A 22,452-nucleotide genomic window follows, 5' to 3' on the forward strand; every position below is an offset into this window, starting at 1 on the left:
TCAGGCGGCCGCGTCGGCGGCGATCTCCACACCCTGGCGCAGCAGCGACTGGATGAAGGGATCCAGATCCCCGTCCATCACCCCCTGCACGTCGGTGGTCTCCTCGCCGGTGCGCAGGTCCTTGACCATCTGGTACGGGTGGAAGACGTAGTTGCGGATCTGGTTGCCCCAGGCCGCTTCGACGATGTCGCCGCGGATGTCGGCGATCTCGGCGGCCCGCTGCTCCTGGGCGATCACCAGCAGCTTGGCCATCAGCAGGGCCATCGCCTTCTCCTTGTTCTGGAGCTGGGAGCGTTCCTGGGTGCAGCGCACCGCCAGGCCGGTGGGGATGTGCAGGATGCGCACGGCCGTCTCCACCTTGTTGACGTTCTGGCCGCCGGCGCCGCCCGAGCGGGAGGTGGTGACCTCCAGGTCCTTCTCGGGGATGTCCAGCTTGACCTCCTCCTCGAGCTTGGGCATCACTTCGACGCCGGCGAAGCTGGTCTGGCGCTTGTCGTTGGCATTGAAGGGCGAGATCCGCACCAGCCGGTGGGTGCCCTTCTCATTGCGCAGGTAGCCGTAGGCGTAGCGGCCGTCGATCTCGATCGTGCAGCTCTTGATGCCGGCCTCCTCCCCCTCGGAGAGCTCATCCACGGTCACCTTCATGCCGTGGTCCTCGGCCCAGCGGGTGTACATCCGCATCAGCATCAGGGCCCAGTCCTGGGCGTCGGTGCCGCCGGCACCGGCATTGATCGAGATCACCGCCCCCTCCTTGTCGTAGGGGCCGCTCAGCAGGCGCTCCAGCTCCCAGCGGTCGAGGGCGCCCTTGAGCTGCTGCAGGCCACCGTTGGCCTCGCCGAGGAGCTCCTCATCGGGCTCGAGGTCGTACAGCTCCAGGGTGGCGCGGGCGTCGTCGATCGCCGCCTGCCACTGCTGCAACTGCTCCAGCTGGGCCTTCACCTCATCCAGCTGGCGCATCTGCTTCTGGGCCTGCTGCTGGTCGTCCCAGAAGCCGGGCTGGGAGGCGAGTTGCTCCAGGTCCCGTTGGCGGGCTTTCAGGGCCGGTACGTCAAAGACAGTCCTGGGCATGGCCCAGGCGGTCGGTGAGCTCGGAGAGGTCGCGCTTGAAGTCGGTGAGATCCAGCAAGGGGTAGCGAATCCGGCGTTGGCTCGACCCTATCAGCGCCCCCCATCCGGTCGCCCCGTGCGCTGCGGGGAGCGGGGCAACTGGATCAGGGCATCCGCGAGCAGCAGCAGCCGGCTGGCGATCAGCAGCTGGGTGCGGGCCTCCTGGGGCTCCGGATCGGTCGCCTGGGGCGCCGGCAGCGCCGCGGCCAGCTGCTCCCGGCAGCGGCCCAGGTCCGCCAGCGCGTCCGGGGCCTCCCGCCCCTCGACGAGCGCTCCGATCCGGGTCCGGCCGCTGTCCAGCAGCCGCGGGATCAGCCCGGGCGGCATCCACTCCGCCGGGGCCCCCTTCCTGAGCAGCAGGCAGAGATCCCGTGCCGCGCTCATCACCGTGCTGCCGTGCTGCAGCAGCCGCTGGGCCCGCAGCACCGCCTCGTCCGGCTGGCCGTGGATGAGGGTCCGCTCCGCCGCCAGCTGGGGCAGCCGGCGGCGCAGGCCATTGCGGCGTTCCCGCAGGGCCTCGACCTGCGGCTCCGGCTCGGGAGTGGTCGGCAGGCGCTCCAGGAAGCGGGCCAGATCGAGCAGCCAGCCGTCACAGGAGGCCTGCCAGGCGCTGGCGGCCCGCTGGCTGTAGATCTGCCGCGACACCAGCACCCCCAGGATCACGCCCAGGATCGTCATCACCGTGCGCCAGAACCCGTAGTGCCACCAGGCGGCGCCGTGGTTCATCAGGCTGCCCGCCACCACATGCCCGCCCACCACGAAGCCGCTGGTCAGACCGGCGGCGAACCCGAACAGCCGCACCAGGGTCAGTCCCACGAAGACGCCGAGGGCGCTGGACGGGCCGCCCAGGATCCCCGCCCCGATCACCACGGCGAGCAGTCCCAGCAGGGTGCCGATGATCCGCTCCCGCCCGGCCAGCACGCCGCCGCCGAGGTCGGTCTCGAGAATCGTGAGCACCGCCAGGGCCAGGAACAGTCCCTCCGGCAGCGCCAGGTGGTTGCAGGCGGCCACCACCAGCGCCAGGACCGCCCCGTTGCGCACGATCACGGCCGACCGTCCGGGTGCTGTCATGGCGCCGCCGCCAGGCTCCGCAGCCGGAGCAGGGCCTCGCGGCAGGCGTCGGCGTCGATGGAGCGCAGCACGGCCGGCACCCGGACCAGGGCGACGGCGTGGCGCAGGGCCTGCTCGAGCGCCTCGTGCCGCTGCTGCATCCGTTCACTCGCCAGGCCGAGGGCCTGGGGGCTGCGCAGCACGGCGGCGCGCACGGCGCAGTGGGCGCCGTAGGCACCGATCAGCTCCTCCGCTCCGTCGGGGGACGGGCCCGCCAGCAGGGCTTCGATCCGGCCCTGCAGACCCCGCTCGCTGTCCTCCAGGCGTTGCAGCGGCGAGCGGAACCAGAACAGGCGCTCGACGGCCATGCCAAGAAGCAGCCCGAGCAGGTGCCAGCCGGTCCTGTCGACGACGTACCAGCCCCCCATCCGCTCGTGGGCGGGCACCGCCAGGATCAGGACGGTCATGATCACGGCGTTCATCAGCGTGGCCGGACCCAGCCCCAGCCGGCGTCCCAGCAACTGGATGAGGACGTAGCCGATGCCGATGGCGAGCCAGTTGTGCAGGGCCAGGGTGAGCAGCACCACCACGGCGCCGCCGAACACGGTGCCCACGATCCGCGCCCAGGCCGCCTCCCGCGATGCCTCCGGAGTGGGCAGCAGGCTGCGGGCGGCGCCGTAGACCACGTAGAAGCCGTCGATCGCGTTGACGTCCGGTCCGGCCGCCGCGTGGATGCCGGCCGCCAGGAACCCGGCGAACCCCACCTGCAGGGCGTTGCGGATCTGCTGGGGCGAAGGGGGACGGGGGGGCATCGGGCCGACGGACCATGCTCCGCCGGGAGATCAGGCCCCAGGATGCCGGGCCTGCGCCGATCGGCCCAGGCGGATCTGGTGGGGCATGGACGGTCCCCTTAAGCTGCGCGCTGACGCCCCATGTGAGACCGGATGGAGATCCCAGGAGTCCCCCCAGAGCAATCCGGGCAGGACGCCGTGGAGGTGAAGCCGCCGGCCAAGGTGGAGATCTATACCTATCGCTTCTCCCCTGACTGCATCCGGGCCAAGGGTCTCCTGGATCGGCTGGGGGTCACCTACAACGAATTCATCATCGACGACGATGAGATCAACAAGGAAGTGATGATGAAGCGCTCCGGCGGCCGCACCAGCGTTCCCCAGATTTTCATCGATGGCATCGCCATCGGCGGCTACGTGGAGCTCGCCAAGCTCAACACGGCCGGTGAACTGGGCCCCATCCTGCGTCTGTCCGCGTGAGCCGCGATCAGGACGCCCAGCTGTTCGTGGTCGATCCGATCACGCGCCTGCGGCCGGCCAAGGATTCCAGCGTGGCCCTGATGCAGGCGGCCCAGCGGGCCGGTCTGGCGGTATGGGTCTGCACCCAGGCCGATCTCTCGAGCGCCGCTGCGGACGACGGCCGCCACCGGCCCCGGGCCTGGGCCCAGCCGGTGCGACTGGCCCCGATGGCCGCCACCGCCGAGGGCTGGAGCGTGCCCGATCCCTGGGTCGAGGTGGATGGGCCCCGTGACATGCCGCTGGATCACTTCCGCTGGATCTGGATGCGCAAGGATCCGCCGGTCGATGAGGCCTATCTCTACGCCACCCAGCTGCTGGAGCTGGCCGAGCCCTTCGGGGTGCGGGTGCTCAACAGCCCGGCCGCGCTGCGGTCGTGGAACGAGAAGCTGGGCGCGCTGCGCTTCAGCCACCTGATGGCGCCCTCGCTGGTGAGCGCCCGGGTGGAGCAGCTGGCCGCCTTCGCCGCGGGCCACCAGGAGGTGGTGCTCAAGCCCCTGGCGGGCCGGGCCGGCCAGGGGGTGGTGCGGACCGCGGCGGCGGCCCCCGGGCTGTGCTCCCTGCTGGAGCTGGTCACCGTCCAGGAGACGCTGCCGGTGATGGTCCAGGCCTTTCTGCCTGCGGTCACCGCCGGCGACAAGCGGATCCTGCTGGTGGACGGGGAGCCCCTCGGCGCCGTGAACCGGTTGCCGAAGGCGGGCGAATTCCGCAGCAACCTGGCCCTGGGCGGCGCCCCGGTCGCCGCCGACCTCACCGACGCCGAGCGGCACATCTGCGCCGAGCTGGCGCCCGTGCTGCGGGCCGAGGGGCTGTTCTTCGTCGGCATCGACGTCATCGACGGCCGGCTCAGCGAGATCAACGTCACCAGCCCCACCGGCGTGCGGGAAGTGGAATGGCTGGGCCGCCGGCCCCTGGCCGATCAGGTGATCGAGCGCCTGCTGGCCGGCTGAGGGCGGTCCGGCTCAGCTGAAGCCGGCCGCCACCGGCAGGTTGAGCTGCTGCTGCAGCACCCCGAGCTTGAGCGCCACCTCCTGCAGCTCCCGCTCGGGGTGGGAGCCCCGCACCAGCCCCGCCCCGGCGGTGAGCTCCAGCTGCCGCCCCCGCAGGGTGCCGCTGCGGATCGCCACCCGCAGGTCCGTGTCGCCCTCGGTGTCGATCCAGCCGATCGGGGCGGCGTAGTGCCCCCGCTCGAACGGCTCCAGGCTGCGCAGCCAGGCCATCGCCTCGCGCCGGGGCAGGCCCGCCACCGCCGGGGTGGGGTGGAGCGCTTCGGCCAGGGTGAGCGGGGCCTGACCCCGCAGCGACGCCGTGATCGGGGTGTGCAGATGGACCAGGGAGCCGTGGCGGGCCAGCCGCGGCCGCCGCGGCCGCCGTGGATCGAGGCCCGCCTTCTGCAGCACGGCGGTGATCGTCTCCACCACCAGCTCGTGTTCGTGGCGGTCCTTGCGCGACTGGAGCAGTAGATCGGCCGGCTCCCCCAGTGGCGCGGTGCCGGCCAGGGCATCGCTGCGCAGCTGGCCCTGCCGCAGGGTGAGCAGCCGTTCCGGCGAGGCCCCCACCAGCGCTTCCCGCTCCGAGCGCTGCCAGAGGAAGCGGCAGCTGCCGGGCTGGCTGCGGCGCAGGTGCGACAGCAGGCTGAGGGGATCGAGGGGACCATCCAGCAGCAGGTGCTGACGCACCGCCAGCACCAGCTTCTGCAGCTCGCCCCGCTCCACCAGCTCCAGGGCCCGGTCGAGGGCGGAGCGGTAGCCCGCGTGCCAGTGGGAGCCATGGGCGATGCCCACCGGGGTGCCCCGGCCCGCCACGGAAGGGCTGCCCACGGCCAGGGCCTCGAGCCGCTGGCGGGTGTCCCAGAGCTCCTCGGCCACGCTGCGGGCCGTGACGTCGCCCCCCAGGCTGCGCTGCAGCCGCAGCCAGCAGTGGCGGCCCTGGCGGCTCAGCTGCCAGGTGGGCAGGACCGCCTGCACCCCCGCCGCCCCGGTGCCGGGGTGCAGGGGGCTCTCGAAGAAGGCGAAGGCCAGCAGCACCCGGGGCCGGGCCAGGGCCGGACAGGGGGCCGGTGCGCTGGCCAGGCGGCTGAGGCTGAGGCTGCTGAAGCGCTGGGCCAGCTCGAAGCGCCGCGGACCGCTCAGCTCCAGGCTGTTGCACTGGCCGGCGGCGGCGATGCTGAGCCCCGGGGCGCCGTCCCAGAGGAAGCGGAAGTCGCCGCCCGCGCCCAGGTGGGTGAGGGCCACGAGGGGGTCGAGGGCGGCCATCGGCAGGGCCAGGCTGAGCACTCCCTCCTCCTCCAGGCGCCGGCTGGCGGCGGTGGCTGCCGAGAGCAGCGCGGAGAAGGTGGCAGGGGCCTGCACCAAGGGGCCGCGGGACCGGGGCGGAAGGCTGCTCAAATGTATGGGCCTTTCCCCGCCCAACGCCCGCGGCCCCCATGTCTGAGCCACAGGTCGTCGCAAGCCGTTACGCCGCGGGGGGTGGCGCCGCCTCGCAGGCCTCCTCTCGCGGCCGCCTCTGGCGGGCGGCGGTGAAGTGGCCCATGTACGCCGTGGCGGTGATGCCGGTGCTGCTGGCGGCGGGCTGGCGGCTGGGCCAGGGTCTGGGCCTGCGGCCCGGGCAGCTGCTGCTGTTCCTGCTGGCGGCCGTGCTGCTGCTGGGCTGGGAGAACCTCGCCAACGATGTCTTCGACGCCGACACCGGCGTGGACACCCATGGCAAGCCCCATTCGGTGGTCAACCTCACCGGCCGGCGGGACCGGGTGCTGGCCCTGGCCAATGGCTGTCTGGTGGTGGGGCTGGCCCTGATGACCCTGGTGGCCCTGCGCAGCAGCACCGCCGTGCTGCTGCTGGTGCTGGCCTGCTGCGGTCTGGGCTACCTCTACCAGGGGCCCCCGTTCCGCCTCGGCTACCGGGGCCTGGGGGAACCCCTCTGCTGGCTGGCCTTCGGCCCCTGTGCCACCGCCGCCGCCCTGCTGGCCCTGGCCCCGGCCGGGGAGGGGGCGGGCGGGGTGCCCTGGGGGGCCGCCCTTCTGCTGGGCAGCGGACCGGCCCTGGCCACCACCCTGGTGCTGTTCTGTTCCCACTTCCACCAGGTGGAGGAGGACGCCGCCCACGGCAAGCGCTCTCCGGTGGTGCGGCTCGGCACCCGGCGCGCCGCCGGCCTGGTGCCCTGGTTCGTGGCCGCCGCCCTGGCGCTCCAGTGGGCGCCGGTGCTGCTGGGATGGTGGCCCCTCACCGCCCTGCTGGGGGCCATCGGCCTGCCGCCGGCCCGGGCCCTGATCCGGCTCCTCGGCGAGCAGCACCACCAGCCTGAGCGCATCATCGGCAGCAAGTTCCTGGCCCTGCGCTTCCAGGCCTTCAACGGCCTGGGGCTCGCCTGCGGCCTGGCCCTCGGCCCCTGGCTGACGGCGCTGGCGGGCCGGTGAGCACAGGCACGGCCGGGGGGGCGGGGCCGCAGGGGCCCCTGGAGCTGCGCCTGAGGCCCTTCGCCTTCCGGCTGCCCCGGCCGCTGCAGACGGCCAACGGCACGGTCGCGGCGAAACGGGGCTGGCTGCTGCGGCTGCAGGGGCAAGGCGGCGGCGTCGGCTGGGGCGAGGCGGCCCCGCTCGACCCGGGGGAAACCGATGCGGTGGCCGCCGCGCTGGAGGGCCTCGGCTCCGCCGTGGAGCGGAACGCTCTGGAGCGCCGCCTGCCCGCCCTGCCGCCCAGCCTGGCCTTCGCCCTGGGGGCGGCCCTGGCCGAGGCCGACGGAGCGGTGGGGGCGGCGGCGGGCGGCTGGCTGGCCGCTCCCCCATCGGCCTGGCTGCTCCCCGCCGGTGAGGCGATGCTTGCCGCCCTGGAGCGGGGGCTCGCCGGCGCCGCTTCCCTGCCGCCCCTCGCGCCGCCCACGTTCAAGTGGAAGGTGGCGGCGGCGGCCGATGGGCTGGAGCGGGGCCTGTTGGAGCGGCTGCTGGAGCGCCTGCCGGCCCATGGCCGCCTGCGGCTCGACGCCAACGGCGGCTGGGACCGGGCCACCGCCGCCGCCTGGGCGGAGCGGCTGGGGCCGGAGCTCCGGCTGCAGTGGCTGGAGCAGCCCCTGGCCGCCAACGACCAGGAGGGCCTGGAGGCACTGGCCCTGCGCCTTCCGGTGGCCCTGGATGAATCCCTGCGCCAGCGGCCCCAGCTGCGGCAGCGCTGGGCGGGCTGGCAGGTGCGGCGTCCGTCCCAGGACGGGGACCCCCGGCCCCTGCTGGCCCAGCTGGGCCGGGGTGTGCCCCGGCTGATGGTGAGCACCGGCTTCGAGACCGGCATCGGCGGCCGCTGGACGGCCCACCTGGCGGCCCTGCAGTGGCGGGGACCGACGCCGGTGGCCCCCGGCCTGGCGCCGGACTGGACGCCCAGCGGCCCCCTGTTCGATCCGGACCCGGAACGGGTCTGGGCGGCGGCGGCCTGAGCCGGAGCCGGCGCTGGCGCCCCTCACCAGCCCTACCGTGCCCGAAAGCGCCGCCTGAGCGTGGCGCTCCGCCGAGACCCCGCGTGGCCGATCCCCCCTGGGCGCCCCTGCTGCTCGATGCCGCCCGGGCCGATCCCGTGGAGGCGGCGACCCGCCTGGAGCAGGCCTGGGGGCGGCAGCGGCTGGTGGCCCTGGCGGGCCCGGGGCAGCAGGGGGATCTGGCGGCGGCCCTGGGCGGCGCTTCGGGGGAGCTGGCGGAGCTGGAACGGTTCGGGGCCGCCGTGGTGGTGGGCAGCGGCGGCAGCAGCGGGGGACGGCACTGGTGCCTGCAGCCCCTGGCCCACCTGAAGGCTTCCGCCGAGGCCACCGCCGCCTGGCTGGAGGGGCTGGGCCTGGAGCCGTCCCCCTGCCTCCATCTCGACCCTCTGCCCCTGCACCACGTCAGTGGCCTGCTGCCGCTGGTGCGGGCCCGCCACTGGGGAGGGGAGCTGCGCTGGCTGGCCCCGTCGCTGCTGCGCCGGCCGGAGCTCCTGCCCGAGGCCTGTCCCCTCCCCCGGGGGCGGCCCGTGCTGCTCTCCCTGGTGCCCACCCAGCTGGCCCGGCTGATGGCCAGCCCCGCGGCCACGGCCTGGCTGGCCGGCTGTGCCCTGATCTGGGTCGGGGGGGCCGCCCTGCCGGCGTCGCTGGCGGCCGCCGCCCGCCGGGCCCGGCTGCCCCTGGCCCCCTGCTACGGCGCCACCGAGACCGCCGCCATGGTGTGTGCCCTGCCGCCGCAGCGCTTCCTGGCCGGCGCCGCGGGCTGTGGCGCGCCGCTGGCGGACGTGACCCTGCGGCTTGATGGGCCCACCGGGGCCGTGGAGGTGCGCTGCGGGCGCCTCAGCCCCGGCCGGCTGGTGGCGGGCCGCCTGCAGCCCCTGCCGCTACAGCCGGGCGGCTGGTGGCGCAGCGGCGACGGCGGCCGCATCGGGCGCGAGGGGCTGGAGCTGCTCGGCCGCCTCGACGGGGCCCTGCACAGCGGCGGCGAGACGGTGTTCCCGGAGCGGCTGGAGGAACGGCTGCAGGCCGAGGCGGCCCAGCGGGGGGCGGGCCTGGCGGCGGTGCTGCTGCTGGCCCGGCCCGATCCGGAGTGGGGGGAACGGCTGGTGGCCCTGGTGCGGCCACTCAGGCAGGAGGAAGGGACGGAGCTTCTGGCGCGGCTGCAGGCCATCACGGCCGCCTGGGCCCCCGCCGAGCGGCCCCGGAGCTGGCACCTCTGCCCCTCGCTGGCGCCCACCGCCGCCGGCAAATGGCAACGGGGACGTTGGCAGCGCTGGCTGGACTCGCTAGAAGCCTTCTGACATGCCCCTGCAACGATGACCGAAAGTCAACAGGTCGAGACCAGCAACAAGAAGCTGGCCGCAGGGCTGCTGGCCATCTTCCTGGGATCGCTGGGCATCCACAAGTTCGTGCTGGGCTACAGCAAAGCCGGGCTGATCATGCTGCTGGTCACGGTGCTCACCTGCGGCTTCGGCGCTTCGGTGATGGGGATCATCGGGGTGATCGAAGGCGTCATCTATCTCACCAAGTCCACCGACGAGTTCCAGGCCCAGTACATCGACGCCACCCGGGAGTGGTTCTGATGCCCGTGCTCCGGCCTGCAGCGGGTCGGCCGCGGCGGCTGGCCCTTCTCCTGGTGGCGGGAGGCGGGCTGGTGAGTTTCCTGGCCCTGGCCTCCACGCCCCACGATGGCCTGCACCCCCTGGCCCTGATGGCGGCGCTGCTGCCGCTGCAGCTGGCCGCCCTGGCCTGGGCCGGGATCCACCGCCGCTAGGGGCCCGTCCGGCTGGCCTCCAGCCACTGGGCGACGCTGGCGGGCAGAGCCGTCCGCCGGCGGCTGGCCGTCTCTATGGCCACGTGCCGGGTCAGCCCCGTGCCCGCCTCCTCGGGGCCGTGGAGGAAGCGGAAGCGAATCTCGAAGCTGCCGCCGTCGAGCTGCAGGGGCCGCAGCTCGATCGCCAGGGGATCGCCGCAGGCCAGGGGGCGCCGGTAGTCGGCACTGGCGTGCACGATCGGCAGGGCCACGGCAGGCGTCCGGCCTGGCCCGGGGAAGATCTCGCCGGCCACCACGCCGAACCGTTCCAGGCTTTCCTCGTACGCCTCATGGCACCAGCGCAGCAGCTGGTGGAAGTGCATCACCCCGGCGGCATCGGTGTCACCGAAGCGCACGGTGCGGCAGAGCAGCAGCCAGTCGACCGGGTCCGATGGGGACATGCCACCTCCATGGCGCCGGCGGGGCGCTTCCAGGCCCCATGGTGGCGCCCTTCGGGAGGCGTCGGCCTCCCGGATCCGTTGCTGGCCCGGCGGAACGCCCCTAGGTTCCGCCCAGTACGAACCCTTCCCCTTGGCCGCCGCGATCGCCTACGAGCCCCCCAGCATCTCCAAGGCCTGGGCCGCCTTCCTGGCCCACATCCCCACCATCCTGCTGATCTGGGTGGTGACGATCGTGATCGGTGTCATCGGCGTCGTGGCCTCGCTGGCGCTCACCACCCTGGGGGTGGGTCTCTCCAGCGGCGCGGCGGGTGCGGAGGCCGCGGCCGGCCTGGGGGCGGTGCTCGGCAACCTGGTGCAGCTGCCCTTCACGATCCTCTCCAATCTGGTGGGGGTGCTGTTCGTGGCGGTGCCGGCGATGCACTACGCCAGCGGCGAAACGATCGACGCCGAAGCCGCCCTGCGGGTGCTGATGCAAAGGCCGGTGCGCTACATCCTGGCCGGCGCCCTGTTCACGATCGTCGCCGCGATCGGCTTCGTGCTCTGCATCCTGCCCGGCCTCGCCGTCACCCTGGTGATGCCGGTGTACGTCAACAAGGTGTTCCTCACCGACAGCCCCATCCTCGACGCCTTCTCCTCCTCGTTCCAGGCCGTGTACGGCTCGCCCCAGGGCCGGGTGTTCGCCGGCATTGAGCTGCTGGCCTGGCTGCTGGTACTGGTGGTCTCGGTCTTCACCTGCTTCCTGGGCTCGCTGGTGGCGGTGCCGGTGGCCACCTTCTACATCCAGAACGCCGCGTACCACCGGGGGGTGCTCAGCTGAGGCGACACCACCACGTCATGGGCGTGCCCGCTCGAGCAGTTCCTCCGCCGCCGGCAGGCGCAGCCGATCCGCCCAGCCCAGGCGTTCGAGGCCGCGGATGAAGACATAGGTGGGATCAGGCAGCGCCCTGATGCGGCCCCCTCGCACGCCGTAGCCCTGGCGCACCGACCACTGGAAGGCGTGGTGGAGGTTGTGCCAGCCCTCGCCGAGGGTGATCAGCGCCACCCAGCCGTTGTTCCGGCTCATGTCATTGGTGAGGAACGGCCGCTCACCGGCGATGTGGGCCAGAGAATTCACCGTGGCCACGCCGTGGAAGAGCAAGGTGGTGCTCAGGAAGAAGGCCGCCAGCCACTCGAGTCCGCCAAGGAGATAGGACACCCCACCCAGGACCAGCAGCGGCACGAAATGCAGGCGGTCGATCAGCCTGAGCACAGGATCTGCCTCCACATCGGCGGGCAACCGCTCCGGGAAGAACGAGGGTGCCAGCAGCCAGCCCGCCTGCGAGCGCCAGAACCCACCCAGGCCTGCCTCAGGCTTCAGGGGCGAATGGGGATCGAGGTCGGTGTCCACATGGCGGTGGTGGGCCAGGTGATGGGCCTTCCACCAGCTCGGTCCCATCTGTCCCGCCGAGGCCCCCACCAGGGACCCGATCCAGTGCACCAGCCTGGGCGCCCGGTAGCTGCCGTGGGTGATCAGACGGTGGTAGACCGCGGTGGTGGCCAGCATCCGGATCAGGTAGAGCGCCAGCGCCCAGCCCGCGGCCGCCAGGCTCAGCCCCGTGGCCAGCAGCAGCAGGCAGCCGAGGTGCGACACCAGGATGAAGACGGGCCCCAGGGCGTAGAGGAAAAAACGAACACGACCGCTGTCCAGAGGGAACGTCTGTAGAGAGGAGTTCACACTAGGCGCTGGCTTCGGGAAGCCGTGCCCGCCCTTCCAGTTCGGCAGCCGGGATGGGGTCCTCGGCTAACGCGGCCCGCCACCATCCGCCGCAGCGTGACCCCCGCCCTGCGTGGCGGGTCCTTATCGAAGCGGAAAGGCCTGCAGGCCGAGGCCGTAGGTCAGCCCCATGCGGCCGGCCCAGTACAGCAGCAGCAGCGCGCCCATGGCCGCCAGGTGCCAGCCCCGCAGCACCCGGGGCACCAGTCGGCCGGTGCGCAGCGCCTGCAGCGCCCAGAGCACCAGGCCGGCGGCCAGCACCGGGCCGAAGGCGTGCAGGGCCACGGCATCGTTGAAGCGACCCACCAGACTCGCCGCCGTGGCCCGGGTGAGATAGCAGGTGGGGCAGGGGATGCCGGTGAGGGCCCGCAACGGGCAACTCAGGCCGGGCAGACCCGGATGCAGCCCCTTGAGCACCAGAAAACCGGTGGCCCCCAGGGGCAGGAGGGGGCCGCAACGAGCAAGCCGGCGGATCCAGCGCCGGCCGGCCGTGCTCACCGATCCACCGATCCCATGATCACGTCGATCGAGCCCAGGATGGCCATGATGTCGGCCACCTTGGCCCCCTTGAGGATGTGGGGGAGGATCTGGAGGTTGTTGAAATCGGCGGCGCGGATCTTCCAGCGCCAGGGGGTGACGTCGTTGTTGCCCATGATGAACACGCCCAGTTCACCCTTGCCCGATTCCACCCGGCAGTAGAGCTCGCCATCGGGAATCTTGAAGGTGGGCGCCACCTTCTTGGCGACGTACTGGTAGTCGAAGCCGTACCACTCGCTCTTCTTGCCTTCGGCCATCCGGCGGGCCTCCAGATTCTCGGTGGGTCCGCCGGGAATCATGGCGATGGCCTGGCGCAGGATCTTCAGCGACTGGCGCATCTCCTCGATCCGCACCCGGTAGCGGGCATAGCAGTCTCCCTCCTTCTCCCAGGCCACCGACCATTCGAAGTCGTCGTAGCACTCATAGTGATCCACCTTGCGCAGATCCCAGGGCACGCCCGAAGCCCGCAGCATCGGACCGGAGAGGCTCCAGTTGATCGCCTGCTCCCGCTCGATCACCCCCAGCCCCTCGATCCGCTTGCGGAAGATGGGGTTGTTGGTGATCAGTTTTTCGTACTCGTCGATCTTGGGGCCGAACCAGTCGCAGAAGTCGGCGCACTTCTCCAGCCAGCCATAGGGAAGATCGACGGCCACCCCGCCGATGCGGAAGTAGTTGTTGTTGATCAGCCGCTGGCCGGTGGCCGCCTCCCACAGGTCGTAGATCATCTCCCGCTCCCGGAAGATGTAGAAGAAGGGCGTCTGGGCGCCGACGTCGGCGAGGAAGGGGCCAAGCCAGAGCAGGTGGTTGGCGATGCGGTTGAGCTCCAGCATCAGCACCCGGATGTAGCTGGCGCGCCTGGGCACCGGCACGTCAGCCAGCTTCTCGGGGGCATTCACCGTGATCGCCTCGTTGAACATGCCCGCCGCGTAGTCCCAGCGGCTCACGTAGGGCACGAACATGACGTTGGTGCGGTTCTCGGCGATCTTCTCCATGCCGCGATGGAGGTAGCCGATCACCGGCTCGCAGTCGATCACGTCCTCGCCGTCGAGGGTCACCACGAGCCGCAGCACCCCATGCATCGACGGGTGGTGGGGGCCGAAATTGACCACCATCGGCTCGGTGCGGGTCTCGAGCTGGGTCATGCCCTTCGCAAGGAACGGAGTGCCGGGATCTTAGGAAGGTGAGATGGCCGTTTCGTTCGCCCATCTCCCGGTTCTGGCCGATTCGGTGCTCGCAGCCTTCTCCGGGTTGCCTGGACAACCGGCCGGCGCCGATGACGGGGCTGTTCACGGGGCTGCCGAGGCCGGGGAAGCGCTGCTGCTCGACTGCACCCTCGGCGGGGGCGGCCACAGTGCCCTGCTGCTGGCGGCCCACCCCGCTCTGCGCCTGATCGGCCTCGACCGGGACCCCGCCGCCCGGGCCGCGGCCGCCGAGCGGCTCGCCCCCTTCGGTGATCGGGCCGTGATCCAGGCGGCCAACTTCGCCGACTTCACCCCGCCCGCTCCCCTGGTGGGGGTGCTGGCCGATCTGGGGGTGAGCAGTCCCCAGCTGGACGAGCCCGGTCGGGGCTTCAGCTTCCGCGCCCCCGGCCCCCTCGACATGCGCATGGACCCCGACGCCGGCGAGACCGCCGCCGAGCTGATCGACCGGTTGGACGAGTCGGCCCTGGCGGACCTGATCCACGCCTACGGCGAGGAGCGCCTGTCGCGCCGGATCGCCCGGCGCCTGGTGGCGGAGCGCCCCTGGGCCGGCAACGGCCGCACCACGGCCGATCTGGCCTACGCCGTGGCCGGCTGCTTCCCACCCAAGGCGCGCCACGGCCGGATCCACCCGGCCACCCGCACCTTCCAGGCCCTGCGGATCGCGGTCAACGATGAGCTGGGCGCCCTCGACCGGCTGCTGGTGCGGGCCCCCGACTGGCTGGTGCTGGGCGGGCTGCTGGCGGTGATCAGCTTCCACTCCCTCGAGGACCGGCGCGTCAAGACGGCTTTCCTCAGTGACCCGCGCCTGGAGCGGCTCACCCGCAAGCCGCTGGTGGCCAGCGAGGAGGAGGAGCAGGCCAATCCCCGCAGCCGCTCCGCCAAGCTGCGGGTGGCCCGCCGCGTGGCCTGAGCCGTTTGCCATGACCCCGGTCAGCCTGCCCAGCCTCGACCGCGCCGATCTGCTCTGGTGGATCGCCCTGCTGATCCAGGCCCTCGCCATCCCGGGCACGGTGCTGCCGGTGGCGCCCGGCCTGACCCTGCTGCCTGTGGGCGCCCTGCTCTGGTGCTGGGCGGTCGGCTGGGCCGCCGGCTGGCCGGCCCTGGCCCTGGCCGTGGTGCTGCTGCTCCTGGGCTGGGGGGCCGAGGCCCTGGGCCTGCTGCTCGGCCCGGCCCGGCTGCAGGCCACCCGCTGGAGCTACGTCGGGGCCGGCGTGAGGCTGGTGGTGGGTCTGCTGGGGCTGCTGCCGGCCCTGCCGGTGGGCGGACCCCTGCTGGGGGCCCTGGTGGGTCCGCTGCTGGGCGCCAGTCTGGGCGAGCTCATCACCGCCGCGCCGTCCCTCGGCCCGCCCGGCCTGGGCCGGCTGCGGCGCTCCCTGCTGGTGGGCCTGGCGGTGGTGGCCGGGATGCTCGTCAGCCGGCTGGCCCAGCTGCTGCTGGCCCTGGTGGGGTTGCTGGGATTCGTGCTGCTGACGGTGGGCCCCTTCGCTTAGCGGCCGGGCAGGGGCGGCAGGGGATCGGGGCCGCCGCCGGCCAGCACCAGCTGCCGGTAGGCCGCCGTGGCGATGCAGACCACCAGGGGCCAGGCCACGAAGCCGCCCACCAGGCAGGCCAGCAGCCCCAGGAGCACCAGCAGACCTTCGATCAGGGTGAGCAGCAGCACCATCAGCCAGCTGGGGTCCACCAGGGCCCGCCCGCGCTGCACGGCGGTGCGGGAGCCGGCGCGCTCGAACAGCACGATCTGGGTCAGGAAGCTCTGGTTGATCGCCAGGTAGATCACGCCCAGCAGCACCACCCCCAGCAGCAGGGCGAACACCACCGCCAGGCTCAGCCCGAGCACCTCCACCAGCGTGCGGCTGAACGGCACCAGTTGATCGGCATAGACGCTCAGCAGGGCCAGGGGCCCGCCCACCAGCAGCAGCAGGCCGAGCAGGGGCACCCCCACCACCGCCAACAGCACCAGCCAGGCGCGCAGCAGCCGCAGGAAGGCCTCCCCGTCCCAGCGCATCAGCTGCCCGAGGGAGGGGTGGCCGCCCTGCAGGGCGCTGCCGGCGCCGCGCACCAGCCCGATGGCGCACCAGAGATTCAGCAGCAGGTTGGCCGTCAGCCCGATCAGGTAGAGCACCCAGTCGAAGGGGTCGCTGGAGGCCACGCCGCCGCTGCTGATGCGGCTCTGCAGGGGCTGGATCAGGAACTGGAGGGCCACCACCACCAGGGGGAAACCCACGAAGGGCCCCGGGCTGCGGCTGAAGGCCCGCCAGCCCTCCTGCAGCGCATCACCGAAGTTGAGCCGGGGGCCCTGCCGACCGCCGGGTGTGGACATCAAGAAAAGGGCGCAGGCCCGAAAGCTAGACAGCCACCCGCAGCTCCGCCACCGCCTCGCTCACCGCCGCCACGGCCGCCTCGATGTCCGCCGCCGTGGTGCCCCGGCCCAGGCCGAAGCGGATCGCGGCGCTCGCGGCGCGCCTGTCGAGGCCGAGGGCGGCCAGAACGTGGGAGGGGCTGCCCTGGCTGCAGGCCGAACCGCTGCTCACCGCCAGCACCCGGCGCAGCTGGCGGTGCAGGCGGGTGCCGTCCACACCCTCGACGCTGACGTTGAGGCTGTGGGGCAGGCACTGGCGCGGGTGGCCGTTGCGGCGCACCCCGCCGAGGGCCGCCAGACCCTCCCACAGCCGGTCCCGCAGGGCCCCGAGCCGTCCGGCCCGCTCCTCCCGGTCGGCCAGGGCGCCGGCCACCGCAGCGCCGAGGCCCACGATCAGGGGCACCGGCAGGGTGCCGCCCCGCAGCCCGCCCTCCTGGCCGCCGCCGAGCTGCTGGGGGGCCAGGGGCACGCCCGGGCGCCGCAGCAGGGCGCCGATGCCCTTGGGGCCGTACAGCTTGTGGCCGCTGAGGCTGAGCAGGTCGATGCCCAGGTCGGCCATGGCCAGGGGGATGTGGCCCGCCCCCTGGGCGGCGTCGCAGTGGAACAGCACGCCGCGATCCCGGCAGAGGGCGCCGATGGTGGCCAGGGGCTGCAGCACGCCGATCTCGTTGTTCGCCGCCATCACCGACAGCAGCAGGGTGTCGGGGCCCAGGGCCGCCGCCAGCCGGTCGGGGTCCGCCAGGCCATCGGCTGCCACGGGCAGCACCGTGAGCGGAAAGCCATGGCGTTCCAGCCAGGCCAGCGGCTCCAGCACGGCCCGATGCTCGGTGGCCAGGGTCACCAGCTGGCGGCGGGGGTCCCCCCGCTCCAGGGCCGCTTCGGCCGCCCCCCGCAAGGCCAGGTTGTTGGCTTCGGTGGCGCCGCTGGTGAAGATCACCGCTTCGTCGGCCATGCCCAGGGCCGCGGCCACCCGGTGGCGGGCGATGTCCACCGCCGCGCCCGCCTCCAGGGACGGCCGGTGCAGGCGGCTGGAGGGGTTGGCGGGGTTCGCCGACCACCAGGGCGCCATGGCCGCCACCACCGCCGGATCGCATGGGGTGCTCGCGTGGTGGTCGAGGTACGTCAGCATGGGGCCATGCTGAACCGTCTCCGCTGCTTCGGTGTCGCCCCCCTGCGGCTGGCGTCGGCCTTGCTGATGGCCCCGTTGGCGGCGTTCACCCTGGCCGCCGTGACGGTCGGGGTCGCCGTGACGGCGGCCGTCCCCCTGGTCCTGCCCGGCCCGGCGGCGGCCCAGGAGCCGTCCCGCAGCAACGAGGAGAACCGACCCAAGGGCTTCCGGGTGCTGCTGGACCGGGTCACCCACCGGGGCCGGGAGGTGGTGGGCATCTACGGCCTGGTGCCCGAGCCGGCCCAGCCGGGCATGTGGCGCGTGCAGGTGTGGGAGGAGCTCGACGACCGGGTGACCGTCGCCACCGACAAGATCGGCTGCAGCGTCAGCGCCCCCCTGCGGATCACCGGCAGCTCCCGCCGCCTGATCATCCGCGAGCTCAACCCCGGCGGAGTGATCACCCCGGCCAACCGCCTCGATCACCTGATGTGGTGGGCGGTGTGCGTGCCCGAGCAGGCCGGCAGGGACCCAGCAAGCCTCGGTCCGGTGGCCCGGCAGCTGGGCTACAGCGGCCTGCTGCCCGAGCGGGAACAGGTGGTGCTCGGTCCCGGTCGATAGATTTCCCCCATGAGCCAGGAACCCGCCGCCGCCGCCGGCCCCAACCCCGAGCCGTCCGGGCCGCCGGAGGGGTCCGAAGCCGCCGTCAGCACCCCGGTGCGGCTGCTGCTGGTCGATGACGAGCCCGGGCTGCGCACGGCGGTCAAGGCCTACCTGGAGGACGAGGGGTTCGCCGTCACCACCGCCAATGACGGCGAAGAGGGTTGGACGGCCGCCCAGGCCCAGATGCCCGATGTCGTCATCACCGACGTGATGATGCCCCGCTGCGACGGCTACGGCCTGCTGAAGCGGCTGCGGGCCGACGAGCGGCTCGGTGGCACGCCGGTGATCTTCCTCACCGCCAAGGGCATGACGGCCGATCGCATCGCCGGCTTCCAGGCCGGCGCCGACGACTACATCCCCAAACCGTTCGATCCGGACGAGCTGGTGGCCCGGGTGCGCAATGTGGTGCGGCGCCAGGAGCGGCTGCTGGCGGAGGCGGCCCGCTTCGCCGATGCCGACATCGGCGCCATGGCGCGCCAGATCACCGAGATCCGCTCGATGCTGGGCGGCGGGGGTGGCTCCGGCACCGGCAGTGGCGGCAGCACCCGCAAGCCCGTCAGCGATGTGCGCCTGGACTTCACCCCCCGCGAGGCCAGCGTGCTGCAGCTGGTGGCGGAGGGAATGATGAACAAGGAGATCGCCCGCCGGCTGGAGACTTCGATCCGCAACGTCGAGAAGTACGTCAGCCGGCTGTTCATCAAGACCGGCACCGCCAGCCGCACCGAGCTGGTGCGCTTCGCCCTCGAGCATGGGCTGGTGGACTGATGGTCCCCCGTCCCTGGCTCTGAGCCTGCCGCCGGGCTGGCTGCCGTCCCGCCCCAACGACGGCTGGGCCTACCGCGATCGCATCCCCCCCGCGGCGGCCGGCCTGGGGGTGGTCGCCTTCTATGCCGGCCGCTACGGCCACTCCAGCGCGGCGGCATGGGAACGGCGTCTGGCCGCCGGCGAGATCAGCCGCAACGGGCTGCCGCTGCGGGCCGACGCGGTGCTGGCCGGCGGCGAGCGGTTGGTGTGGCGGCGTCCCCCCTGGCCGGAGCCCGCCGTCCCGGCCCACTGGACCGTGATCCACGACGACGGCGATCTGCTGGTGATCGACAAGCCCAGCGGCCTGCCCGTGCTGCCGGCGGGCGGCTTCCTGGAGCACACGGTGCTGCGGCTGCTGGAGCGCCGCCACGGCGACGACCCCGCCGGCGTGCCGCGGCCGGTGCACCGCCTGGGGCGCTTCACCTCCGGTCTGCTGGTGTGCGCCCGCCGGCCGGCCACCCGCGCCTGGCTGAGCGCCCAGCTACGGGAGAGCACGGGCTCCCTGGCCAGCGGCGCCGGTGGTGGTGGGGGTGGCGGGGAGGCTGGCGGCGTCGCTGGCGGGGCCCCGCCCTGCCGCAAGCTCTACCGGGCCCTGCTGGTGCCGGGCCGGCTGGTCCTGGCCCCCGGCGACAGCCTGGCGATCACCACACCGATCGGCCGGCGCCCCCACCCGCCGCTCGGGGAGATCTGGTGCGCGGCCGACGCCGGCGATCCGGGCGCCCTGGCGGCCCGCAGCCAGCTCACCCTGCTGGCGACGGGCCACGGGGCCGATCTGGTGGAGGTGGCGATCGTCAGCGGCCGCCCCCACCAGATCCGCATCCACTGCGCCGCCATCGGAGCGCCGCTGCTGGGGGATCCGCTGTACGGGCCGGGCGGGCGGGCCCGCCCCGGGGGCCTGCCGGGGGAGGGCGGCTACCGGCTCCAGGCCCGCTGGCTGCGGTTGCACCGCCCCGAAGGATCGATGCTGGAGCTGGAGGCCCCAGCGGTGGAAGGCCTGGGCTGATCGGCGCCATGCGGTGCCGCTGGAACGCTGGCCCGGACCTGGGCGGGCCCGTGCATGGCTGTGCGGGCGAGCAGGGCCGTCCACTGGTTCCCTTCAGCGCCTGTACAGGCTGTACAGAATCAGCACAACCTCCCGTGGAGGCCACGGGGCCAGGCGCCGCTGCGATACCCAGGGCTGCGGCCGCCGGTTGCCGGTCAGGCCGGTTCGCGCTCGAAGGCGATCAGGCGGGAGAAGTAGAACGGCGCCTGGTTGAGGCTGCGGTGCACGGGGCGGAAGCCGGCGGCCGCCGCCGCCGCCACGATCCCGTCCTCCCGCAGGGTGTAGGCGCGGGTGGTCTTGCTGGGCCCGGGAAACAGCTGGCCGATCTGCTTGAGCACCGCCAGCAGCGGCGTGTAGGGGGCGAAGCTGACGATCAGCTGTCGCTCGGCCATGGCCGCCAGGTGCCGCACCATCGCTTCGGCGGCCACCTGGGGGTAATGGATGAAGACATCCAGGCAGATCACGGTGTCGTAGCGGCCCTGGAGGCTCTCCAGGTCGGAGACGCTGAAGCTCAGCCGCTCCGAGGCCAGCCCGGCCTCGCTGGCCCGGCGGCTGGCCTCGGCCACCATGGCGGCGGAGAGATCGCTGGCGGCGATCGAGCCGGCCCCGAGGGCTGCCAGGGGCAGGCTGAGGCTGCCGACGCCACAGCCGGCGTCGCAGAAGCTGCGGCTCCCCAGGTCGCCCTGCTGCTGCAGCCAGGCCAGCACCGCATCCACGGTCTTCTGGTGGCCGAGGCGGATGTTGCGCTGGACCCGGTTCACCTCCTCACTGTCGCTGTAGATGCGGTTCCAGCGCTCGAAGCCGGTGCTCTCGAAATAGGCCTGCACCTCGGCCTTCTCGGCCTGCGTCTCGGCCTGTACCTCAGCGGGTGCGGGGGGTTGCAGTTCCGGGGACATGGGGCACGGGGCCGTTCAGGTGGGCCGGATCCTAGGGAGCTGGAGCCTGGGGCACCGCCGCAGATCCCCCGGCCGTCGCCGCAGATCCCCCGGCCACCGCCGCGGGGCGCCGCCAGTCCAGGCGCCCATCGGCCGCCGTGCTCCAGCGCAGGGTGTCCGCCAGGGGCCGCCCCAGCAGCAGCTGCTCCAGCGGCTGCCGCTCCCCCAGCAGGCGCCGCGGCGCCAGGGTGGCGGCGGCGATCGAGTCAGCCACCAGGCCGCCCCAGGCGGCCAGCCGCCGCACCCCCTCCAGCAGCGGCAGGGTCACCCCCGCCAGGGTGCCGTCCTCCAGCCGGCAGCTGCCGTCCTCCACCAGCAGGACGCGCTCGTCCCAGCGGTGGCGGCCGTCGGCCAGTCCGTAGGGGGCCAGGGCATCACTGACGATCACCACCTGCCGGGGCGCCAGCCGCTGCAGCAGCACCGCCACGGTGGGGTCGACGTGGACGCCGTCGGCGATCAGCCCCAGGGCCACCTGCCCCTGCCGCAGGGCCTCCCCCACCGGTCCCGGGGCGCGGTGGTGCAGCCCGGCCATGGCGTTGAAGCTGTGGGTGAGCATTCCCACCCCCTGGGAGAAGGCCCGGCGGGCCTGGGCCGCATCGGCGCCGCTGTGGCCCAGGCTCACCACCACGCCGGCGGCCCGCAGCGCCGCGATCAGCGCGTCGGCCCCCTCCAGCTCCGGGGCCAGGGTCACCAGGGCGACATCGGCCTCCGGGCCGCCCGTGAAGCCGGCGATCAGCCCCTCGAGGGCGGCCCGGCTGGGGGCCTGCAGGTGCTGGGCCGGGTGGGCGCCCCGGCGTTCCGGCGCCAGGAACGGCCCCTCCAGGTGGGCGCCCAGCAGACGGCAGCGGCCGGGCCGGTGCCGGCGGCGGGCCTCGGCCAGCACCGCCAGGGCCCGGCGCAGGGCCTCCGGGGCGCAGGTCACCAGGGTGGGACAGATGGCGTCCACCCCGTCGCTCCACAGCAGCTCCAGCAGGTCCTCCAGGCGGGGCAGGTCGTCGAAGCCCAGTTCGGGAAAGGCCAGACCGAGGCCACCGTTGATCTGCAGGTCCACTCCCCCCGGGGACAGCCAGTCGCCGTCCCAGTCCTCGCCGGCGGCCCGGCTGCCCGGCGGCGTCGGCCGCACCCGGGCGATCCGGCCGCCGTCGTCGACACCGACCCGCCAGCGCCAGCCCGCCTCGGCCCGGGCCGGGTCATCGCCCGGCAGTCGCAGGTTGGTCAGCCAGCGCATCCGGGCAGCGGCGGGACGGGACAATGCCATCCTCGCCGCCCCCGCCCCATGGATCCCGAGTCCACCCCGTCCGCCGACGCCCCAGCGCCCCGGGTGGCGATCGTGATGGGCAGCGATTCCGACCTGCCGACCCTGGAGCCGGCCGTGCGGATCCTGGAGCAGCTGGGGGTGGCCAGCGAGGTGCGGGTGCTCTCGGCCCACCGCACCCCGCGGGAGATGGCGGCCTTCGCCGAGACGGCCGCCTCCCGGGGACTGCGGGTGATCATCGCCGGGGCGGGTGGCGCCGCCCACCTGCCCGGCATGGTGGCCGCCTTCTCCATGCTCCCGGTGATCGGCGTGCCCGTGCGCAGCCAGGCCCTCTCCGGGGTGGACTCCCTCCATTCGATCGTGCAGATGCCGGCGGGGATCCCCGTGGCCACGGTGGCGATCGGCGGTGGCCTCAACGCCGGCCTGCTGGCGGCGGCCATGCTGGCGATCGCCGATCCGGTGCTCGCCCAGGCCCTCGAGGCCTACCGCCGGGGCCTGCATGACCAGGTGGTGGCCAAGGATGCGCGCCTCCAGGCCCTGGGCAGCGCCGCCTACCTGGAGCAGATGGGCCGGGGATGAGGACCCGGGCCCCCCTCCCCTGGCTGGTGCCGGTCCGGCAGGCCAAGCTGGTCGGCGATCGTCGATCCTCCGGGGCCAGGCCCCG

General features: G+C 73.4%; 26 protein-coding genes. 14 read left to right on the forward strand and 12 right to left on the reverse strand.

The genetic code is table 11. From position 1 onward, the window contains the following. The 3 genes from prfB to L107_RS10720 all read right to left on the reverse strand — a co-directional run bounded on the left by prfB (position 1) and on the right by L107_RS10720 (position 2,969). A protein-coding gene (gene prfB, locus L107_RS10710; protein WP_159818691.1) for a peptide chain release factor 2 occupies positions 1–1,126 on the reverse strand; the annotation gives its coding sequence in 2 pieces (ribosomal slippage) (positions 1–1,050 and positions 1,052–1,126; 1,125 coding nt in all). A gap of 32 nt (positions 1,127–1,158) precedes the next feature. Then, the gene (locus tag L107_RS10715) at positions 1,159–2,154 is read right to left on the reverse strand and encodes an aromatic acid exporter family protein (protein WP_236550630.1); all 996 of its coding nucleotides are present in this window, start codon (positions 2,152–2,154) and stop codon (positions 1,159–1,161) included. A 20-nt stretch (positions 2,155–2,174) separates the two neighbouring features. Continuing rightward, positions 2,175–2,969, reverse strand: coding sequence for an FUSC family protein (locus L107_RS10720; protein WP_159818695.1), 795 nt, complete (start codon positions 2,967–2,969; stop codon positions 2,175–2,177). 177 nt (positions 2,970–3,146) lie between these two features. Here L107_RS10720 and L107_RS10725 point away from each other — a divergent pair, with 177 nt between their 5' ends. After that, entirely contained in the window at positions 3,147–3,425 is a 279-nt protein-coding gene (locus L107_RS10725; RefSeq protein ID WP_370515482.1) for a glutaredoxin domain-containing protein, read from the forward strand. After that, positions 3,422–4,411 carry a glutathione synthase gene (gshB, locus tag L107_RS10730; protein WP_159818699.1) on the forward strand — a complete coding sequence of 330 codons (990 nt, stop codon included), beginning with the start codon at positions 3,422–3,424 and terminating at the stop codon, positions 4,409–4,411. Before L107_RS10725 ends, gshB begins: the two co-directional genes overlap by 4 nt. A gap of 12 nt (positions 4,412–4,423) precedes the next feature. On the opposite strand, the gene L107_RS10735 is transcribed toward gshB, so the two are convergent. Further along, a complete protein-coding gene (locus L107_RS10735) occupies positions 4,424–5,812 on the reverse strand; it encodes an isochorismate synthase MenF (RefSeq protein WP_370515485.1) in 1,389 nt (462 codons plus the stop codon). 74 nt (positions 5,813–5,886) lie between these two features. Here L107_RS10735 and menA point away from each other — a divergent pair, with 74 nt between their 5' ends. The 5 genes from menA to L107_RS10760 all read left to right on the forward strand — a co-directional run bounded on the left by menA (position 5,887) and on the right by L107_RS10760 (position 9,693). After that, positions 5,887–6,876, forward strand: coding sequence for a 2-carboxy-1,4-naphthoquinone phytyltransferase (menA, locus tag L107_RS10740; protein WP_159818703.1), 990 nt, complete (start codon positions 5,887–5,889; stop codon positions 6,874–6,876). Then, on the forward strand, positions 6,873–7,883 hold the full coding sequence (locus L107_RS10745; protein ID WP_236550631.1) for an enolase C-terminal domain-like protein: 1,011 nt from the start codon (positions 6,873–6,875) through the stop codon (positions 7,881–7,883). The genes menA and L107_RS10745 overlap by 4 nt, the downstream gene beginning before the upstream one ends. 83 nt (positions 7,884–7,966) lie before the next feature. Further along, complete coding sequence (locus L107_RS10750; RefSeq protein ID WP_159818705.1) at positions 7,967–9,220, forward strand: AMP-binding protein; 1,254 nt, start codon at positions 7,967–7,969, stop codon at positions 9,218–9,220. Between the two features lie 15 nt (positions 9,221–9,235). After that, complete coding sequence (locus L107_RS10755) at positions 9,236–9,502, forward strand: TM2 domain-containing protein (RefSeq protein ID WP_094587399.1); 267 nt, start codon at positions 9,236–9,238, stop codon at positions 9,500–9,502. After that, complete coding sequence (locus L107_RS10760; RefSeq protein WP_106219346.1) at positions 9,502–9,693, forward strand: hypothetical protein; 192 nt, start codon at positions 9,502–9,504, stop codon at positions 9,691–9,693. The genes L107_RS10755 and L107_RS10760 overlap by 1 nt, the downstream gene beginning before the upstream one ends. On the opposite strand, the gene L107_RS10765 is transcribed toward L107_RS10760, so the two are convergent. Beyond that, on the reverse strand, positions 9,690–10,133 hold the full coding sequence (locus L107_RS10765; RefSeq protein WP_159818707.1) for a thioesterase family protein: 444 nt from the start codon (positions 10,131–10,133) through the stop codon (positions 9,690–9,692). The two genes, L107_RS10760 and L107_RS10765, sit on opposite strands and share 4 nt — an antisense overlap. Positions 10,134–10,263: 130 nt before the next feature. Between L107_RS10765 and L107_RS10770 the strand changes: the two genes are divergently transcribed. After that, entirely contained in the window at positions 10,264–10,950 is a 687-nt protein-coding gene (locus L107_RS10770) for a hypothetical protein (protein WP_159818709.1), read from the forward strand. A gap of 15 nt (positions 10,951–10,965) precedes the next feature. Here the strand turns inward: L107_RS10770 and L107_RS10775 are convergent, their stop codons facing one another. The 3 genes from L107_RS10775 to L107_RS10785 all read right to left on the reverse strand — a co-directional run bounded on the left by L107_RS10775 (position 10,966) and on the right by L107_RS10785 (position 13,565). After that, positions 10,966–11,847: an acyl-CoA desaturase gene (locus tag L107_RS10775; RefSeq protein WP_159818711.1), complete on the reverse strand. Its 882-nt coding sequence runs from the start codon at positions 11,845–11,847 to the stop codon at positions 10,966–10,968. Between the two features lie 123 nt (positions 11,848–11,970). Next, positions 11,971–12,384, reverse strand: coding sequence for a DUF2752 domain-containing protein (locus tag L107_RS10780; protein WP_159818713.1), 414 nt, complete (start codon positions 12,382–12,384; stop codon positions 11,971–11,973). After that, entirely contained in the window at positions 12,381–13,565 is a 1,185-nt protein-coding gene (locus L107_RS10785) for an NAD(P)H-quinone oxidoreductase subunit H (protein WP_159818715.1), read from the reverse strand. The genes L107_RS10780 and L107_RS10785 overlap by 4 nt, the downstream gene beginning before the upstream one ends. Before the next feature lie 43 nt (positions 13,566–13,608). Between L107_RS10785 and rsmH the strand changes: the two genes are divergently transcribed. Then, a complete protein-coding gene (gene rsmH / locus L107_RS10790; protein WP_159818717.1) occupies positions 13,609–14,535 on the forward strand; it encodes a 16S rRNA (cytosine(1402)-N(4))-methyltransferase RsmH in 927 nt (308 codons plus the stop codon). A gap of 10 nt (positions 14,536–14,545) precedes the next feature. After that, on the forward strand, positions 14,546–15,115 hold the full coding sequence (locus L107_RS10795; protein WP_159818719.1) for a DUF456 family protein: 570 nt from the start codon (positions 14,546–14,548) through the stop codon (positions 15,113–15,115). On the opposite strand, the gene L107_RS10800 is transcribed toward L107_RS10795, so the two are convergent. Beyond that, entirely contained in the window at positions 15,112–15,945 is an 834-nt protein-coding gene (locus tag L107_RS10800; protein WP_159818721.1) for a hypothetical protein, read from the reverse strand. The two genes, L107_RS10795 and L107_RS10800, sit on opposite strands and share 4 nt — an antisense overlap. A gap of 25 nt (positions 15,946–15,970) precedes the next feature. Further along, the gene (locus L107_RS10805; RefSeq protein WP_159818723.1) at positions 15,971–17,113 is read right to left on the reverse strand and encodes a cysteine desulfurase family protein; all 1,143 of its coding nucleotides are present in this window, start codon (positions 17,111–17,113) and stop codon (positions 15,971–15,973) included. A gap of 6 nt (positions 17,114–17,119) precedes the next feature. On the opposite strand from L107_RS10805, the gene L107_RS10810 reads away from it, so the two are divergent. The 3 genes from L107_RS10810 to L107_RS10820 are packed head-to-tail and all read left to right on the forward strand — an operon-like array spanning position 17,120 to position 19,559. Next, the gene (locus L107_RS10810; RefSeq protein ID WP_159818725.1) at positions 17,120–17,710 is read left to right on the forward strand and encodes a hypothetical protein; all 591 of its coding nucleotides are present in this window, start codon (positions 17,120–17,122) and stop codon (positions 17,708–17,710) included. Between the two features lie 9 nt (positions 17,711–17,719). Continuing rightward, positions 17,720–18,517, forward strand: coding sequence for a response regulator transcription factor (locus L107_RS10815; RefSeq protein WP_159818727.1), 798 nt, complete (start codon positions 17,720–17,722; stop codon positions 18,515–18,517). Further along, entirely contained in the window at positions 18,501–19,559 is a 1,059-nt protein-coding gene (locus tag L107_RS10820) for an RluA family pseudouridine synthase (protein WP_159818729.1), read from the forward strand. The genes L107_RS10815 and L107_RS10820 overlap by 17 nt, the downstream gene beginning before the upstream one ends. Before the next feature lie 194 nt (positions 19,560–19,753). Here L107_RS10820 and bchM read toward each other — a convergent pair whose 3' ends face one another. Next, positions 19,754–20,494, reverse strand: a complete 741-nt coding sequence (gene bchM / locus L107_RS10825; RefSeq protein WP_159818731.1) for a magnesium protoporphyrin IX methyltransferase — start codon at positions 20,492–20,494, stop codon at positions 19,754–19,756. A 31-nt stretch (positions 20,495–20,525) separates the two neighbouring features. Next, the gene (locus tag L107_RS10830) at positions 20,526–21,761 is read right to left on the reverse strand and encodes an N-acetylglucosamine-6-phosphate deacetylase (RefSeq protein ID WP_159818733.1); all 1,236 of its coding nucleotides are present in this window, start codon (positions 21,759–21,761) and stop codon (positions 20,526–20,528) included. Positions 21,762–21,809: 48 nt separating this feature from the next. On the opposite strand from L107_RS10830, the gene purE reads away from it, so the two are divergent. Beyond that, positions 21,810–22,367: a 5-(carboxyamino)imidazole ribonucleotide mutase gene (gene purE / locus L107_RS10835; RefSeq protein ID WP_159818735.1), complete on the forward strand. Its 558-nt coding sequence runs from the start codon at positions 21,810–21,812 to the stop codon at positions 22,365–22,367. The last annotated feature ends 85 nt before the right edge of the window (positions 22,368–22,452 follow it).

The sequence above is a fragment of the Cyanobium sp. Copco_Reservoir_LC18 genome (assembly GCF_009834675.1).
In the GTDB taxonomy this organism is placed as follows: Bacteria; Cyanobacteriota; Cyanobacteriia; order PCC-6307; family Cyanobiaceae; genus Cyanobium; species Cyanobium minutissimum.